A 14661-nucleotide genomic window follows, 5' to 3' on the forward strand; every position below is an offset into this window, starting at 1 on the left:
TGATGCTTCGGGGTGAAATCAGGAGCCCGCAGTCAGCGGATCGTGCGAGGGGCTGGTCTGCACGCGCGCGCGACGCAGCGTCAACACGAATGATGCGCCACCGTGCGGCGCGTTGCGCGCGACGAGCGAGCCGCCGCAATCGCGCGCGATCGACGATGAAATCGCTAGACCAAGGCCGAGCCCCTGGCCCATTTCCTTCGTCGTGAAAAACGGTTCGAACAGGTGCGGCAACACGTCGTCGGGAATGCCGGGGCCGTTGTCGCCGACCGCGATCGACAGGTTCGCGACGCCGGCCGCCACCTCGACCGTGATACGCGGCGGGTTCATGCCGGCGGTTGCGTCGAGCGCGTTGCCGAGCAGGTTGATCAGCACCTGTTCGAGCCGCAGATCGTCGCAATTCGCGACCAGCTCCGGATGATCGTCGGCGAGATTCAGCGGCGTGCGCGCGCCGCCTGCCGCAGCGGCGGCGGCGGTGTCGGTGTCGGCCTCGGTATCGATCAGCACGAACTCGAGTTCGACGCCCTGCAGGCGCTTTTGCAGCAGCCCGACGACGTTGCGCAGGGCCCGCACGATCGACGCGCGCGCGCTGCGCGGCCGCGCACGGCCGACGAACAGCTTCAGCTGGTTCGTGATCTTGCCCATGCGCTCGGTGAGCGCCGCGATCGCTTCGAGATTCTCACGCGCCGATGCCTGATCGCCGCGTTCGAGCAGCACGCGCGTGTTATCGGAAAAACTGCGCAGCGCGGCAAGCGGCTGGTTCAGCTCGTGCGTGATGCCGGCCGCCATCTGGCCGAGCGCGGCCAGCTTGCTCGCCTGGATCAGTTCGTCTTGCGCGGCGCGCAGTTCCTGCTCGGCGCGTGTACGCTCGCCGACTTCCTTGTGCAACTGCTCATTCGCCTCGGACAGATCGGCGGTGCGCTCGGCGACGCGCTGGTTCAGCTCGGCATAGGCCTTCTGCAGCAGCGCGCGGCTGCGCATCATTTCGCGCACACGCGCGCGCCGCATGCGCCAGTAGAACGCGAGCAGCACCAGCGACACATAGCCGAAGCCGGTGACGATGGTCGCCTTGCGCGCGTCGGCATCGACCGGATCGACCGGCGACATCGTGATCAGATGCCAGTCCGGCTCGCCCATGGCGTGACGTGACGCGAGAAAGCGCGGCGCGGAGCGCCCGCCGCCGATGCGCAGGATCTGCGCATTACCTTGGAGCATGCGCTCGACCGTCACCGGTAGCGGCTCGATCGGCTGCTGCGCGTACTGGCGGGCCTGGTAGATCGAATCGGCGATCTGGCCGGGCAGCGGCCGAATCGTGTGGTACTTCCATGCCGGAACCGACGACAGGAAGATCACGCCATGATCGTCGGTAACGACGAGCGGCTCGGACGCGTCCACGCCCTGAAACCATTCGAGATCGAGCTTGACGACCGCCACACCGACGATCTTGCCGTCGCGCCGCACCGGCTGCGAGATGTAGTAGCCGGGCGCCTGCGAAATCGTGCCGATGCCGAAGAAGCGGCCGACGCCGCCTTTCACCGCATCGACGAAATACGGCCGGAACTGATAGCCCGCGCCGACGAAGCTGCCCGGCCCGCGCCAGTTGCTGGCGGCGACGCAGTAGCCGTCGAGCGAAATAATGTAGGTGACCGTCGCGCGCGCGTGGCGGTTCAGGTCTTCGAGATAGAGATTCGCGCGCTTGACGTTGGCTGGGTTCGGATCGATCAGCACGTCCTGCACGATCGGATACTCGGCGAGCAGATACGGCAGCGATTCGTAGCGTTCGAGCGTGCTCTTGAGCGCGCTCGCGGTGCGCTCGGCGCGCACGGCGGCGTTGCGCCGCAGCGTGTCGACACCGCTTTTCCACGCAAGGCTGTAGGTGAGCCAGCATGCCGCCGCGAGCCCGGCTGCGAGTGCGATGAAAATCAGCAGGCGGCGGGTCACGTTGGCAAAGTCCGATCGATGTGCATCGGACATTGTGGCATAGGGCGGCAAGGCGTCGCCGCCAGATGCGTCGCGGGCTGGGCCGCGACTTTTGCCGGCGGTCTCGCCGGCAGACGCCTCGGAAGGACGCGCGGACGCCGGTTTCATGCTTAAGCGTCCGCGAGGATCACGACAAGGTTGGCGAGGCGCGACTCAAACGCCGGCCGGCTCTTTGATCGCCACATCGCCGCGCAGCACCTTGTTCAGCTTGCTGCGATCGAGCTCCTTTTCCCAGGCCGACACGACGACCGTTGCGACGCCGTTGCCGACGATGTTCGTCAGCGCGCGGCACTCGCTCATGAAGCGGTCGATGCCAAGGATCAGCACCATGCCCGACAGCGGAATCGTCGGCACCACGGCCAGCGTCGCCGCGAGCGTGATGAAGCCCGCGCCGGTCACGCCGCTCGCGCCCTTCGAGGTCAGCATCGTCACCGCGAGCAGCGTCAGCTGCTGGCCCCACGTGAGGTCGGTGTTGGTCGCCTGAGCGATGAACAGCACCGCCATCGTCATGTAGATGTTGGTGCCGTCGAGGTTGAACGAGTAGCCGGTCGGCACCACGAGGCCCACTACCGAGCGCGAGCAGCCGAGCTTTTCGAGTTTCAGCATCAGCTGCGGCAGCGCGGCTTCGGACGAGCTCGTGCCGAGCACGATCAGCATCTCTTCCTTGATGTATGCGACGAAACGCAGGATGTTGAAGCCCACCGCCCGCGCGATCGCGCCGAGCACGACCACCACGAACACGATCGAGGTCAGATAGAACGTGCCGACCAGCTTGAGCATCGGCAGCAGCGAGCCGATGCCGTACTTGCCGATCGTGAAGGCCATCGCGCCGAACGCGCCGATCGGCGCGAGCTTCGTGATGATGCGCACCATGCCGAACAGGATGTGCGAGAGCCCTTCGATGAAGTTGGTCACCGGCTTGCCCTTCTCACCGGCCGTCGCGAGCACGGCGCCGAACAGCAGCGCGACCAGCAGGATCTGCAGGATCTCACCCTGCGCGAACGCCGACGACAGCGTGTCCGGAATGATGTGCATGAAGAAGTCGACCGTCGACTGGCCGTGCGCCTTCGCGGCATACGACGCAACCGCGCGGCCGTCGAGCGAGGCCGGGTCGACGTTGAAGCCGGCGCCGGGTCGCAGCAGGTGCGTGGCGGCGAGGCCGAGCACCAGCGCGAAGGTCGAGACGATTTCGAAGTACAACAGCGCCTTGCCGCCGACGCGTCCAACCTTCTTCATGTCCTCCATGCCGGCGATGCCCGTCACGACCGTGCAGAAGATGATCGGCCCGATCACCATCTTGATCAGCTTGATGAAGCCATCGCCGAGCGGCTTCATGTCGATGGCGAGATTCGGGTAGAAATGCCCGAGTACGATGCCGACGATGATCGCCACGATCACCTGGACGTACAGCACTTTATGGATAGGTTTCTTCACGATGGTTCCTGCGAGGGATATGAGCTGATGACCCGCCGCGAGGCGCGACACGCGAACGAAACGTCGTCGCGCGGGCGCACCTTGGCGGACCGCTGCAAAGACGACGAATTCAGAAATACCGGGAAGGGAAATCGGACACTTTGTCTCCTTGCTTTTTTGTCGGGCCGTGGCGGCCACGCGCTTTACTTTGCAAGGTCGATGCCAGTTTGATTTCAGACTGGAAGCCTTGATTTTTATGGGTTTTCCAGCACACCTCGGCACGCGCCGTCCGGGTTTCCGGAAATCCGGACGAGCGCCGTCGGGGAATCCGGAATTCGGTGCGCGCGCGTTTGCGGGGAAACCCGCAGGGGTTTGTGCGGAGCTTGCCAGTGCGACGTCACGTCAACAGATCGATCCGGTCCGTGCAGATCATGTCGACGCCCCATTCTTCGAGCAACCGCGCGCGCGCCGGATCGTTCACCGTGTAGGCGAGCACGCGCAGCCCGGCCGCGCGGATCTGCGCGACCAGCGGCTCGCTCAGATAGCGGTGACTCGCGTGCAGCGAGACGCAGTCGAGTTCGCGCACGATGCGCAGCCAGTCCGCCGGCACCTGCTCGAACAGCATGCCGCGCGGCAGCGACGGCGCGGCATCGCGCGCGGCGGCGAGCGCGTCGAACGAAAACGACGACAACAGCGGCGGCGTCTGCCCTTGCCAAAGCTCGAGCGCGCCTTGGGCGACGAGTGCGCCGGTGATGACTTCGCGGCCCGGGCACGGCTTGATCTCGATGTTCGCCGTGATGCCGTCGCGCTCGCAACGCTCGGCCGCGTCGGCCAGCGTCGGCAGCCGCGTGCCGGCGAACTCCGCACCGCGCCAGGCGCCGGCATCCAGAGCGGCGAGTTGCTGCCATGTGTGCGTGACCGCCGGCCCGTGCCCGTTGGTCGTGCGATCGAGCGTGTCGTCGTGCAACAGGAACAGCGCGTTGTCGGCGGACAGCTTCGCGTCGAATTCGACCATGCGATAACCGTAGCGCACGCAGGCGTCGAAACCGGCCAAGGTGTTTTCCGGCGCAAGCGTACCGCCGCAGCGGTGCGCGATCAGCCGCGGATAAGGCCATTGTGCGGAGGTCCCGCGATCCATCGGGGTTGCCACGTCTCGTTTCCTTGCTGATAGAAGAGCGGTCTATGAAAAAAGCCCGCACATCGGCGGGCTTTTCGTTTCTGCGGGCATGAAGCGACGCAACAGCGGCGAGGCGCCAGCGCGTCAGACCACGCCGGCTCCATGCGCCTGCACGTCGGCGTGATAGCTCGAACGAACCATCGCGCCCACCGCGGCGTGCGTGAAGCCCATCTTGTACGCCTCTTCCTCGTACATCTTGAAGGTGTCCGGATGCACGTAAGCGCGGACCGGCAGATGGTGCTCCGACGGCTGCAGGTACTGGCCGATCGTCAGCATGTCGACGTCGTGCTCGCGCAGATCGCGCATTACCTGCAGGATTTCCTCTTCGGTTTCGCCGAGGCCGACCATCAGGCCGGACTTGGTCGCGACGTGCGGATGCAGCGCCTTGAAGTCCTTCAGCAGCTTCAGCGAATGCGCGTAATCGGACCCCGGGCGCGCTTCCTTGTACAGACGCGGCACCGTTTCGAGGTTGTGGTTCATCACGTCGGGCGGCGCCGCGTTCAGAATGCCGAGCGCGCGGTCGAGGCGGCCACGGAAGTCCGGCGTCAGGATTTCGATACGCGTTTGCGGCGACAGCTCGCGCGTCTGACGGATACATTCGACGAAGTGCGCCGCGCCACCGTCGCGCAGATCATCACGGTCGACGCTGGTGATCACCACGTACTTCAACTTCAGCGCAGCGATAGTGCGCGCGAGGTTGGCCGGTTCGTCGGCGTCGAGCGGATCGGGACGGCCGTGGCCGACGTCGCAGAACGGGCAGCGGCGCGTGCACTTGTCGCCCATGATCATGAAGGTCGCGGTGCCCTTGCCGAAACATTCGCCGATGTTCGGGCAACTCGCCTCTTCACACACCGTGTGAAGATTGTGCTCGCGCAGGATCTGCTTGATCTCGTAGAAGCGCGAATTGCCGGTGGCCGCCTTGACGCGGATCCAGTCCGGTTTCTTCAGCTTTTCGATCGGGACGACCTTGATCGGGATGCGCGCGGTCTTGGCTTGCGCTTTCTGCTTCGCGGTTGCGTCGTAGGCGGCGGGGGCCGGCACGCCTTCGGGCGCGGGGGTGGCTGCTGCGGAATTCGCGGTTACGTCAGTCATTCGTTCGATCCAGTCAGGCGGTGAGCGCACCGGCCTGCGGTTGGGCGACGGCCGCGGGATCGCCGTCGAGGTTTGCGGTGAGACTTGCTGCGAGGGTACGGGCCACGTCGTCCCAGCCGGCGGCGGCGCCGAGCGTCGCCATGTCGACTGTTTCGAGCCCCGCGTAGCCGCATGGATTGATCGCGAGAAACGGCCGCAGGTCCATGTTCACGTTCAGACTCACGCCGTGATAGCTGCAGCCGTTGCGGATTTTCAGGCCAAGCGCCGCGATCTTGGCGCCGGCATGGAGCCCGGCGTCGGGCCCGGGCGCCACGTAGATGCCGGGGGCGCCCGCCTTGCGTTCTCCGGCGAGATTATACGCCGCCAGGGTGTCGATCACGGCCCGCTCGATCCGGGTGACCAGCTCGCGCACCATCAGCTTGCGCCGGCGCAGGTCGAGCAGCAGATATGCGACCACCTGGCCGGGCCCGTGATACGTGATCTGCCCGCCGCGGTCGACCTTGACGAGCGGAATGTTGCTGTCTGCCGCGAGCAGGTGCGCCGGATCGCCGGCCTGGCCGAGCGTGAAGACGGGCGGATGTTCGACGAGCCAGATTTCGTCGGCGGTGTCGGCGGTGCGGGCGTCGGTGAAGGCGCGCATCGCGTCGAAACTGGCTTCGTAGAGTTCGCGGCCGAGCCAGCGCAGCGTGGGCGGCTCGATGGCAGGTAAAGGAGACGGAGAGACCGGGGTGGCGCACATGATTCCGGGAGTTTACCGAAATCTCGGAAACCGCGCCCGAGGCCACCGGGAACCTGCGCAGCCGGGGCCGGTACGCTGCCGGCCCCGTCGTCATACGCGGCTTTTGCGCCGCGCCACCGTCAAACGGTGCGCCAGCCGCCACGCACACGCATCATCCAGCGCTCGCCGATGCGAGCGAGCCAGTTCAGCGCGCGCTCGTCGCAGCGCGTCGGCACCGAGAACGTAACCTTCGCGAACGTGGCGCCCTCGGCGCTGAGCCAGAGCCGCTCGCCGCGCCGCAGATGCAGCGTCTGCCCGGGCTGCAGCCAGTAGTCCTTCGTGTCGTCGCTGCGCGTGACCCACACCGCGCCGCCACGCACGCGCAACTTCGTGCTGCGCGCGACCTTCAGCGGCAGCGTGTCGCCAGTGCGGATTTCATATGCAATGCTAGAGGAAATTTCTCGCATGAGGCCCTCGCCAAAAATCATTTCGTGACTAGAATCCTAGGTGCAGCAAGGACTTGGTCAAAACGATCAATTTTCACGTCTATGTGAGAAATATTGCGATGGACCTGCGTCAACTCCCCGCCCTGAACGCGATCAAGGCGTTCGAAGCCGCCGCCCGCCACGAAAGCTTTTCGCGCGCCGCCGACGAGCTGTTCGTCACGCACGGCGCGGTCAGCCACCAGATCCGCGCGCTCGAGGCCGAGCTCGGCGTGTCGCTGTTCGCGCGCGACGGCAAGCGCGTGCGCCTCACCGAAACCGGCCGCCGCTACGCAACGCAGGTGCGCGCCGCGTTGATGGAGCTCGCCGACGCGACTCGCGCGATCCGTGCCGGCGACCGCGAGCGGCGCCTCGTGATATCGATGCTGTCGTCGTTCGCGGCCCGCTGGGTGACGCCGCGCATCGGCAGCTTTATCGAGTCAAATCCGCAGTGGGATCTCGAGTTGCTGACCACCAATGCGCTGACGGACTTCGCGCGCGACGGCGTCGACGTCGCGATCCGTTTCGGCTTCGGCAAATATCCGGGGCTGCACGCCGAGCTGCTGCTCGACGAGATTTTCTTCCCCGCCTGCTCGCCCAACTTCAACGGCGGCAAGCTGCCGCAAACCCCCGCCGATCTCGCCAAAGTCCCGCTGCTGCGCTCCGACGACGAGCTATGGCGCCCATGGTTCGACGCCGCCGGCCTCACCGACTGGCCGGAGCCGAAGCGCGGCGTGCTGTATCAGGATTCGTCGAATCTGTTGCAGGCGGCCGTCGACGGCCAGGGGGTCGCGCTGACGCGCCGCTCGCTCGCGATGCACGAAATCGCGGCGGGCCGGCTCGTGCGGCTCTTTGATGTGGATGGGCCGAGCCCGTGGCAATACTATTTGGTCTGCCTGCCGCAGATGCTGGGGACCGCGCGGGTCAAGGCGTTTCGCGACTGGGTGTTCGACGAGGTGGCGCGCTTCAGGCTGCTGTTCGATCTCGCCTGCGAGGCGGGTCCCGCGGCGAGCGCGCGCCTGGCAGCGCAGGGAGTGACGGCGGACGCGTTGCGCGTTGCGCCATAAGATGAAAAACCGCGCGCGGTGTTACAGCACGACCTTGACCATCGGATGGCCGGTCAGCGCACGATAGATGTCGTCGAGATGCGCACGGCTCGTCGCCCGCACGTGGACGGTCAGCCCCGTGTAGGTGCCGCTGCTCGACGGCCGCGTCTCGACGCGCGACGCATCGACCTCGGTATCGAACACGCGCACCACTTCGACGATCGTCGCGGCAAACTCGGGGTGCGATTTGCCCATGATCTTGATCGGGAAATCGCAGGGGAATTCAAATAGTGAGTCGTTCTCGGGATTCATTCTCTACTCCTTCTTCCGCCGCGGCGGCTTCAGCCGCCTTGGCTCGCTGATACGCCGCATACAGCTCCGCAAACACCGCGCCCGGGTGGCCCGCGCCGACCGGCGCGCCATCGAGCCGCGTGACCGGCAGCACTTCCCTGGTCGCCGAGCTGACGACGATTTCATCGGCCGCGCGCACTTCAGCTTCGGTAATGTCGCGCGCTTCGAAGCGGATACCGCATTCGGCCGTCAGCTCCTCGATGAGCCCATAACGGATCCCTTCGAGAATCCTGTTGCTGCGCGGCGGCGCGGCCAGCACGCCATCCTTCACGATCCACACGTTCGACGACGACCCTTCGGTCAGCAAACCATCGCGGAACTGCAGCGTCTCGAAGGCGTCGTTTTCGGCCGCGTATTGCGCCATCAGCACGTTGCCGAGCAGCGACACTGACTTGATGTCGCAATTGAGCCAGCGACGATCCTCGGCGCTCACGCACGCGACACCGCTCGCGCGCTGCGCGGCGTCGGGCAGGTTCAGCGGGGTGACCATCACGAACACGGTCGGCTTCACGCCGGCCGGAAATGCGTGAGCGCGCTTCGCGACGCCACGCGTCACCTGGATGTATGCGATCGCGTCCTGATCGGCACGCAAGCCGCCGTCCGTCTCGTTGACCTTGACCACGCGTCCGATCAGCTCGCGCCAGCCAGCGTCGTCGAGCGGATTGGCGATGCCGATCTTGCCGACCGAGCGCGCGAGACGCGCCAGATGCTGCTTCAGACGAAACGCGGTGCGCCGTCCGCTCGCGTGCGCGTACAGCGGCGCCACTTCGTAAATGCCGTCGCCGAAAATGAAGCCGCGGTCGAGCACCGGCACGCGCGCTTCGGACAACGGCACCAGTTCGCCGTTCAGATGAACGATCGGGTCCGGCGAAACCCCGGAGACAACGGTCATTGCGACGTAGCCCTTACTTTTTCTTGTTGAACATCAGCATCAGCGAATCCCACACGCGGCCCACCACACCGGCTTGCTGCACCGGCTGCAGCGCGACTACCGGGAATTGCGCGAGCACCTTGCCGTCGGCGACGAGCTTGGCGGTGCCGATCTGCTGGCCGTTGGCGATCGGCGCGACGAGCGGATCGTTGAGTTCGATCTGCGGCTTCGCCTTGTCGGCGGCGCCCTTCGGCAGCGTGATGTACTGGTCGCTCTTCACGCCGACCTGCACGCTGTCCTGCGAACCCTTGTAGACGCGCGACGTGGCCACGACCTGGTTCGCCTTGTACAGACGCGTCGTGTCGTAGGCGGTGTAGCCGTAGTTCAGCATCTTCAGGCTGTCCTGCACGCGGTCGTGCTCCTTGGTCTCGCCCATCATCACCGAGACGAGACGGCGCGACGCGTCGGTCGTGCCCGGCAGCGGACGCTTCGCGCTCGCGATCAGGCAGTAGCCGGCCGCTTGCGTGTGACCGGTCTTCAGACCGTCGACGGTCGGGTCGATCCACAGCAGACGGTTGCGGTTCGGCTGCTTGATCTTGTTGTACGTGAATTCCTTGACCGAGAAGATGTTGTAGTACTCGGGATAGTCGCGAATCAGGCGGGCCGACAGGATCGCGAGATCACCCGCCGTGGTGTAGTGCTGCGGGTCGGGCATGCCGTTCACGTCGGCGAAATGCGTGTGCGTCATGCCGAGCTTTTGCGCCTCCTTGTTCATCATGTCGACGAACTGCGCCTCGCTGCCGCCCACCAGTTCGGCGAGCGCAATTGCCGCGTCGTTGCCCGACTGCACGATCATGCCGTACACGAGGTCGTGCACGGTCACCGGCTTGAGCGCCTCGATGAACATGCGCGATTCGTCGTTGCGCACGCGCCGCACGGCTTCGCTCGGCTCGATGCTCTGATCCATCGTGATCTTCTTCGTGTCGAGCGCTTCGAACACGAGATACGCGGTCATCAGCTTGGTCAACGACGCCGGCTCGACGCGCTCGTCGGCATTGGCAGACGCGAGCACCTGGTTGCTGGTCGCGTCGACGAGCACCCACGATCGCGCGTTGACGCCCGGCGGCGGCACCTGCGCGAACGCGGTGCTGGCGACGAGCGTGGCCGGCAGCACGAGGCCGACGGCGATGGCGCGATTGAGCGGAGCGGGAACGAAAGAAGCGAGTGACGGGAATGACGTGCGGCCAGAGGAGGAGAAACGCATAGGGTCGATTCGTGCAGAAAGATACGTTGCGCGACAGCGCGCGGAGTTGGGGGAGCCGGTCGGCGGGGCATCTGGCCGTAAAACGGCGGGCGCCCGTTGGACTGATGGCGACGCAATCGGTTCGCGAGCGCAGCGCTGCGCACCCGGCCGCGCCCTCCCGCGAAATGATTCCGCGGCGCGCGATTCTGCCGGCTGGGCGGCGCTGTGCCCAAAAAAAGAGCGCCCATTATACGCGCGCTACCTGGTCAGCTTCGCCCGCGTGTCGTCGATTTGCACACGTTTGCGCGCACCTGCCCCCCGCAAAATGCGCGTCGCGCGTTTTCAGCGCCAGGCGTCGACGATGATCCGCTTCAGGACGTGAAGCTTGCGATGCAGAAAGTGCTCGGCGCCCGGAATCACGACGACCGGAAGTTCTTGCGGTCGCGCCCAGTCGAACACGGACTGAACGGGAACGGTCTCGTCGACTTCGCCGTGGATCACGAGTGTGCTTTCGGGCACGGGCGCGACGTCCCAGCGGCTCGCCGCGGTACCGACGAACACGATGCGCTCGATTTCCCGGCCTTCATCGCGCAGCTTCGCCGCGACGTGCGACAACACCACGGTGCCGAACGAAAAGCCCGCCAGTACGAGCGGCAGATCGCCGTAGGCCGGATCGGCGCGCATGTGCTCGAGCACCGCGCGCAGATCGTCGCGCTCCCCGACGCCCGCGTCGTGCTCGCCCTGGGTCTGGCCGACGCCGCGGAAATTCGACCGGTAAGTGACGTAGTTCAGTTGCACGAGCGTGCGCGCGAGGGTCTGCGCGACCTTGTTGTCCATCGTGCCGCCAAACAGCGGATGCGGATGCGCGACGAGCGCGATGCCGCGCGGCGCGGCGCCTTTTTCGCGCACGCCGTCGGGCAGGTCCTGCGCGACCTCGATCTTGCCGACCGGGCCGTCGATCAGATACTTCTTCGTGTTGACGTTCATCGGGATGGATCGTTTCGTGGTTCGCGTTATTGATCGATCTTCAGACGCTCGACGATCTTGCCGTTCGCAAGATGCGATTCGACGATCTCGTCAATGTCGCTCTCGTCGACGTAGGTGTACCAGACCGCCTCGGGATACACGACGAGCGTCGGGCCCAGTTCGCAGCGATCGAGGCAGCCGGCCTTGTTGATGCGCACCTGGCCGGGCCCGGCGAGGCCAAGTTGCTTCACGCGTTTTTTCGCGTATTCCTGCATCGCCTGTGCGTTGCAGTTCGCGCAGCTCGGACGCTCGGCGCCGGGGTCGCGTTGATTCAGACAGAAGAAAACGTGGTGTTTGTAGAAGGAATCCATGATGTTCGGGAGGTGAGCCTGAAAGGAAGTGCAATGGCGGTGCGGACGATTATAGCCACCGGGCTGTGCAGGCGTCGGGACCTGGCGGCCGGCGCGCAAGCACGTCACGCCCGCCTCGCGCGCCGTTTGAGCCACGCCCGCTCGACCGCGAACGCGAGCCAGACCAGCGCCGCATAGGGCCATATCCACGCGAGCCAGCGCGCGAGCCCGTTGAAATGCAGATAGCGTCCCTGCCGCCAGTCGGCGAGCACGGCGTCGAAATACGGGTTCACCGACAGCAGATTGACGAACACGAGCGCGACGACCAGCGCGACCCCGGCGAGCGTCGCACGTAACCGCCTCCGCAGCGGCAGCGCGACGAGCGCCGCGACGGTGCCGCACGCGAGTCCGATTAGCGCGCCGGGCGTCGCCCAGTCGAACGCGAGGCCTGATTGCGATTGCAGGAACGTCGCGCCGGCCTTCACGCACAAGGTCGCGACGATGAACACCAACAGCAGGCGCACACGTGGCGCATGACGGCGTGCCGGCAGCGATGCAAGCGCGAGCGCCGCGAACAGGTTTAGCGCCGTGATCAGCGCTTCCCATGTGTCGTCGTCCAGCCACGCGGCCGCCGCCGCCGGCCATGCGCCGACATGCCACGCGGACGGCGTCCACGCGAGCAGCGCGTCCTGGGTGGCCGGATCGACGCTCAGCCACAGCGCGCGCGGCCAGTTGCCGAGACCGAACAGACGCGGCGACGGATACATCGTCGCAAACGGCCACGCGGCGACGAGGCACGCGAGCGTCGCATGGCCGCGCTCGAACCACAGCAACCGCACACGCCTGAGCAGGCCGCGGTCGAGCAGCGCGCCGGTCAACGGCGACATCATCGCCGCGCCGACGAGCGCGCCGAGCGTGTTGGCGGCGAGGTCGAGATTGGAAGCGACGCGTGTCGGCAGATAGGTCTGCACGGCTTCCATCGTGCCCGACAGCAGACCGCCCAACACGAACGCGAGCGCGACGGCCAGCGTGCCGCGCCAACGCGGGTACACCGCGAGCACCACCAGCGCGCCGAACGGCATATAGCCGAGCACGTTGGTGACGACGTCGAACGCCGTCAGGTACTGCGGCATCGGATCGAACAGATAGGCGAACGGCGCGATGCCGAGCGAGCGCCAGCCCGAGAACGGATACCACGACCCGTAGAGGATCAGCGCCGTGTAAAGCAGCAGCGCCTGACGGGCCAGCGTCGACGGGCGGCGCAGCCAGGGGCGTTCGCTCATGCAGCGCTCCGTTGCGTGCGCTGCCCGCCCGTCATTGCGCGGCGACCAGCGCCTGCGAGCCGAGCCACGTGGCGATCTGCGCGACGAGGTCGTCGCAGGCCGCGGCGAGCGCCCGCGCGCCGCCGGCCGCATCCGCCGAATGCGCGGGCGCGTGCGCGACGAAGGTCTGCTGGCCGATCACCTTGCCGCCCTGCATCAGCGTCGCGCGCGCGGTGATCGCGCCGTGGCTGTCCGTCTGGCTGTCGAACACCTGCTCGAACTCGGTCAGATCGACCCGCAGCACCGGCGCGGTCACGCCGTCCGCGCCCGTCAGCACGGTGCCGCGCTCGCTCAGCGCGTTCCGCAGGCGCTGCGTCAGCAGTTGCGACGGCATCATCGTCCAGTGGCTGTTGGCGTAGGCGGCCGTCTGCTGCGCGTCGGCGTAGCTCAGCCGATAAGTCAGCCGGTCGGATTCGAGCACGGACGGCGCGCTGACCTCCAGCACCTTGACGGCCGGCAGCCGGCTCGCCGCGGCGGCCTGCGGCGGTGGTCCGAAGTCGTAGCGGATGTCCGAGACCACCGCGGACGTGCCCGCGCAGCCCGCCGCCAGCACGCCGAACGCGAGCAACGCCGCGAGCGTGGCGCGCGAGGACAACAGTCGGTGAATCGAGCGTGACATGAGCATCTTCCTGTGTTCTAGCCTGCGGAGTTAGTGGGCTGCGGGCGCGGCGGCAGCGGCGGGCCACGCGAAGCCGGCCTCGCCCGGACCCGGCGCCGGGCGCGGCGCGCCGAACAGCACGCTGCGCGGATTGGTGTTGAAGGTGTCGGCGGCGCGGTCGATCGATTGCGCCGCCGAGCGCACCTCCTCGGTCAGCGAATTCACGCGCGGCAGCGTCTCGTAGCCGACCCGGGCGGACAGATCCTGCAGCGACGAGTTCATCTGCGTGAGCGCATTGCCCGCCTGCTGCGCGGCCGTGCCGACCTTGTTCAGATTGCGCTCGAGGGGCCCGTCCGGACGGTTCAGGCCCGTGATCATCTGGTTGGTCGACGCGAGCGTGCGGTTCAGCTGGTCGACCGTGCCGGGCAGCTTGCTGGCGACGGGCCCCATCTCACGCGTCAGCGTCGCGACGCCCGAGGCCGCCTGCGCGATGCTCGCCGCCGTATCGTGCAGCTGCGCGACCATTTCCGGCGACAGCATGTCGTTCACGTTGTCGGTCACTTTTTCGAGCTTGCGCAGCAGCACCTCGCCGCGTTGCTGCAACTGGTCGAACAGACCCGGACGCATCGGCAATTGCGCGACCTTTTGGGCCGACGACGGCAGCGGCGTCGGATCGCGCCCGGTATCGTCGAGCTGGATGAACGCGATGCCGGTCACGCCCTGCAAGCCGAGACTGCCGAACGTCGAATGCGTGATCGGCGCGTGCTCGTCGACCATGATGCGGATCAGGATCTGCCCCGGATGTGTCGGATCGAACTTAATCGACTGCACACGGCCGACGTCGAGCCCGCGAAAGCGCACCGCCGCGTCCGCAAAGAGGCCGGTCACGTTGGTGCGCGCGATCAGGTCGTACGGCACCCGCACGGTGCGGTCGACGTTGAACAGATACGCCGCCAGCGCGATCGCCGCCGTCAGCACGACCGTGAAGAGCCCGGCCCAGAACGCATGCGCTTTGTTTTCCATTGTCAGTTTTCCTGGTTCGTAGCGGCCCGGCT

At 66.4% G+C, this 14661-nt stretch carries 15 protein-coding genes; 1 reads left to right on the forward strand and 14 read right to left on the reverse strand.

The genetic code is table 11. The features are described 5' to 3' along the window. Positions 1-18 precede the first annotated feature (18 nt). From OKW44_RS25680 to OKW44_RS25705, 6 genes are all read right to left on the reverse strand, one after another. Positions 19-2085: a sensor histidine kinase gene (locus OKW44_RS25680; protein ID WP_018419282.1), complete on the reverse strand. Its 2067-nt coding sequence runs from the start codon at positions 2083-2085 to the stop codon at positions 19-21. Positions 2086-2130: 45 nt separating this feature from the next. Further along, complete coding sequence (locus tag OKW44_RS25685) at positions 2131-3411, reverse strand: dicarboxylate/amino acid:cation symporter (RefSeq protein WP_026225572.1); 1281 nt, start codon at positions 3409-3411, stop codon at positions 2131-2133. Positions 3412-3787: 376 nt separating this feature from the next. Beyond that, positions 3788-4540, reverse strand: coding sequence for a glycerophosphodiester phosphodiesterase (gene ugpQ / locus OKW44_RS25690; protein ID WP_026225571.1), 753 nt, complete (start codon positions 4538-4540; stop codon positions 3788-3790). Positions 4541-4651: 111 nt separating this feature from the next. Then, the gene (gene lipA / locus OKW44_RS25695) at positions 4652-5659 is read right to left on the reverse strand and encodes a lipoyl synthase (RefSeq protein WP_018419279.1); all 1008 of its coding nucleotides are present in this window, start codon (positions 5657-5659) and stop codon (positions 4652-4654) included. Between the two features lie 13 nt (positions 5660-5672). Next, positions 5673-6398: a lipoyl(octanoyl) transferase LipB gene (gene lipB, locus OKW44_RS25700; RefSeq protein WP_018419278.1), complete on the reverse strand. Its 726-nt coding sequence runs from the start codon at positions 6396-6398 to the stop codon at positions 5673-5675. A 119-nt stretch (positions 6399-6517) separates the two neighbouring features. Continuing rightward, a complete protein-coding gene (locus OKW44_RS25705) occupies positions 6518-6844 on the reverse strand; it encodes a DUF2917 domain-containing protein (protein ID WP_026225570.1) in 327 nt (108 codons plus the stop codon). A gap of 98 nt (positions 6845-6942) precedes the next feature. On the opposite strand from OKW44_RS25705, the gene OKW44_RS25710 reads away from it, so the two are divergent. After that, positions 6943-7926 (forward strand): transcriptional regulator GcvA, encoded by a 984-nt coding sequence (locus OKW44_RS25710; protein ID WP_018419276.1) that lies wholly within the window; start codon positions 6943-6945, stop codon positions 7924-7926. Between the two features lie 21 nt (positions 7927-7947). Here OKW44_RS25710 and OKW44_RS25715 read toward each other — a convergent pair whose 3' ends face one another. The 8 genes from OKW44_RS25715 to OKW44_RS25750 all read right to left on the reverse strand — a co-directional run bounded on the left by OKW44_RS25715 (position 7948) and on the right by OKW44_RS25750 (position 14629). Then, positions 7948-8217 (reverse strand): DUF493 family protein, encoded by a 270-nt coding sequence (locus OKW44_RS25715; protein ID WP_018419275.1) that lies wholly within the window; start codon positions 8215-8217, stop codon positions 7948-7950. Then, the gene (locus OKW44_RS25720; RefSeq protein ID WP_018419274.1) at positions 8189-9148 is read right to left on the reverse strand and encodes a D-amino acid aminotransferase; all 960 of its coding nucleotides are present in this window, start codon (positions 9146-9148) and stop codon (positions 8189-8191) included. The genes OKW44_RS25715 and OKW44_RS25720 overlap by 29 nt, the downstream gene beginning before the upstream one ends. A gap of 13 nt (positions 9149-9161) precedes the next feature. Continuing rightward, a complete protein-coding gene (locus tag OKW44_RS25725; protein WP_018419273.1) occupies positions 9162-10391 on the reverse strand; it encodes a D-alanyl-D-alanine carboxypeptidase family protein in 1230 nt (409 codons plus the stop codon). Between the two features lie 321 nt (positions 10392-10712). Beyond that, positions 10713-11357: an alpha/beta hydrolase gene (locus OKW44_RS25730; protein ID WP_018419272.1), complete on the reverse strand. Its 645-nt coding sequence runs from the start codon at positions 11355-11357 to the stop codon at positions 10713-10715. A 26-nt stretch (positions 11358-11383) separates the two neighbouring features. Next, positions 11384-11707: a (2Fe-2S) ferredoxin domain-containing protein gene (locus tag OKW44_RS25735; protein ID WP_018419271.1), complete on the reverse strand. Its 324-nt coding sequence runs from the start codon at positions 11705-11707 to the stop codon at positions 11384-11386. Between the two features lie 104 nt (positions 11708-11811). Continuing rightward, positions 11812-12969, reverse strand: a complete 1158-nt coding sequence (locus OKW44_RS25740) for a VanZ family protein (protein WP_018419270.1) — start codon at positions 12967-12969, stop codon at positions 11812-11814. A 31-nt stretch (positions 12970-13000) separates the two neighbouring features. After that, positions 13001-13627 (reverse strand): ABC-type transport auxiliary lipoprotein family protein, encoded by a 627-nt coding sequence (locus OKW44_RS25745; RefSeq protein WP_018419269.1) that lies wholly within the window; start codon positions 13625-13627, stop codon positions 13001-13003. A gap of 30 nt (positions 13628-13657) precedes the next feature. Further along, positions 13658-14629, reverse strand: a complete 972-nt coding sequence (locus OKW44_RS25750; RefSeq protein WP_018419268.1) for an MlaD family protein — start codon at positions 14627-14629, stop codon at positions 13658-13660. Positions 14630-14661: the final 32 nt, after the last annotated feature.

Source organism: Paraburkholderia lebeckiae (assembly GCF_050436325.1).
Lineage (GTDB): Bacteria > Pseudomonadota > Gammaproteobacteria > Burkholderiales > Burkholderiaceae > Paraburkholderia > Paraburkholderia tuberum.

What these genes read in the sequence shown, in the direction of transcription:
- OKW44_RS25720 (WP_018419274.1), bottom strand. Translation starts at nt 9,148, where the DNA reads ATGACCGTTGTCTCCGGGGTTTCGCCGGACCCGATCGTTCATCTGAAC.
- OKW44_RS25710 (WP_018419276.1), top strand. Translation starts at nt 6,943, where the DNA reads ATGGACCTGCGTCAACTCCCCGCCCTGAACGCGATCAAGGCGTTCGAA.
- lipB (WP_018419278.1), bottom strand. Translation starts at nt 6,398, where the DNA reads ATGTGCGCCACCCCGGTCTCTCCGTCTCCTTTACCTGCCATCGAGCCG.
- OKW44_RS25705 (WP_026225570.1), bottom strand. Translation starts at nt 6,844, where the DNA reads ATGCGAGAAATTTCCTCTAGCATTGCATATGAAATCCGCACTGGCGAC.
- OKW44_RS25725 (WP_018419273.1), bottom strand. Translation starts at nt 10,391, where the DNA reads ATGCGTTTCTCCTCCTCTGGCCGCACGTCATTCCCGTCACTCGCTTCT.
- OKW44_RS25740 (WP_018419270.1), bottom strand. Translation starts at nt 12,969, where the DNA reads ATGAGCGAACGCCCCTGGCTGCGCCGCCCGTCGACGCTGGCCCGTCAG.
- OKW44_RS25730 (WP_018419272.1), bottom strand. Translation starts at nt 11,357, where the DNA reads ATGAACGTCAACACGAAGAAGTATCTGATCGACGGCCCGGTCGGCAAG.
- OKW44_RS25680 (WP_018419282.1), bottom strand. Translation starts at nt 2,085, where the DNA reads ATGAAACCGGCGTCCGCGCGTCCTTCCGAGGCGTCTGCCGGCGAGACC.
- OKW44_RS25750 (WP_018419268.1), bottom strand. Translation starts at nt 14,629, where the DNA reads ATGGAAAACAAAGCGCATGCGTTCTGGGCCGGGCTCTTCACGGTCGTG.
- OKW44_RS25715 (WP_018419275.1), bottom strand. Translation starts at nt 8,217, where the DNA reads ATGAATCCCGAGAACGACTCACTATTTGAATTCCCCTGCGATTTCCCG.
- OKW44_RS25735 (WP_018419271.1), bottom strand. Translation starts at nt 11,707, where the DNA reads ATGGATTCCTTCTACAAACACCACGTTTTCTTCTGTCTGAATCAACGC.
- OKW44_RS25745 (WP_018419269.1), bottom strand. Translation starts at nt 13,627, where the DNA reads ATGTCACGCTCGATTCACCGACTGTTGTCCTCGCGCGCCACGCTCGCG.
- lipA (WP_018419279.1), bottom strand. Translation starts at nt 5,659, where the DNA reads ATGACTGACGTAACCGCGAATTCCGCAGCAGCCACCCCCGCGCCCGAA.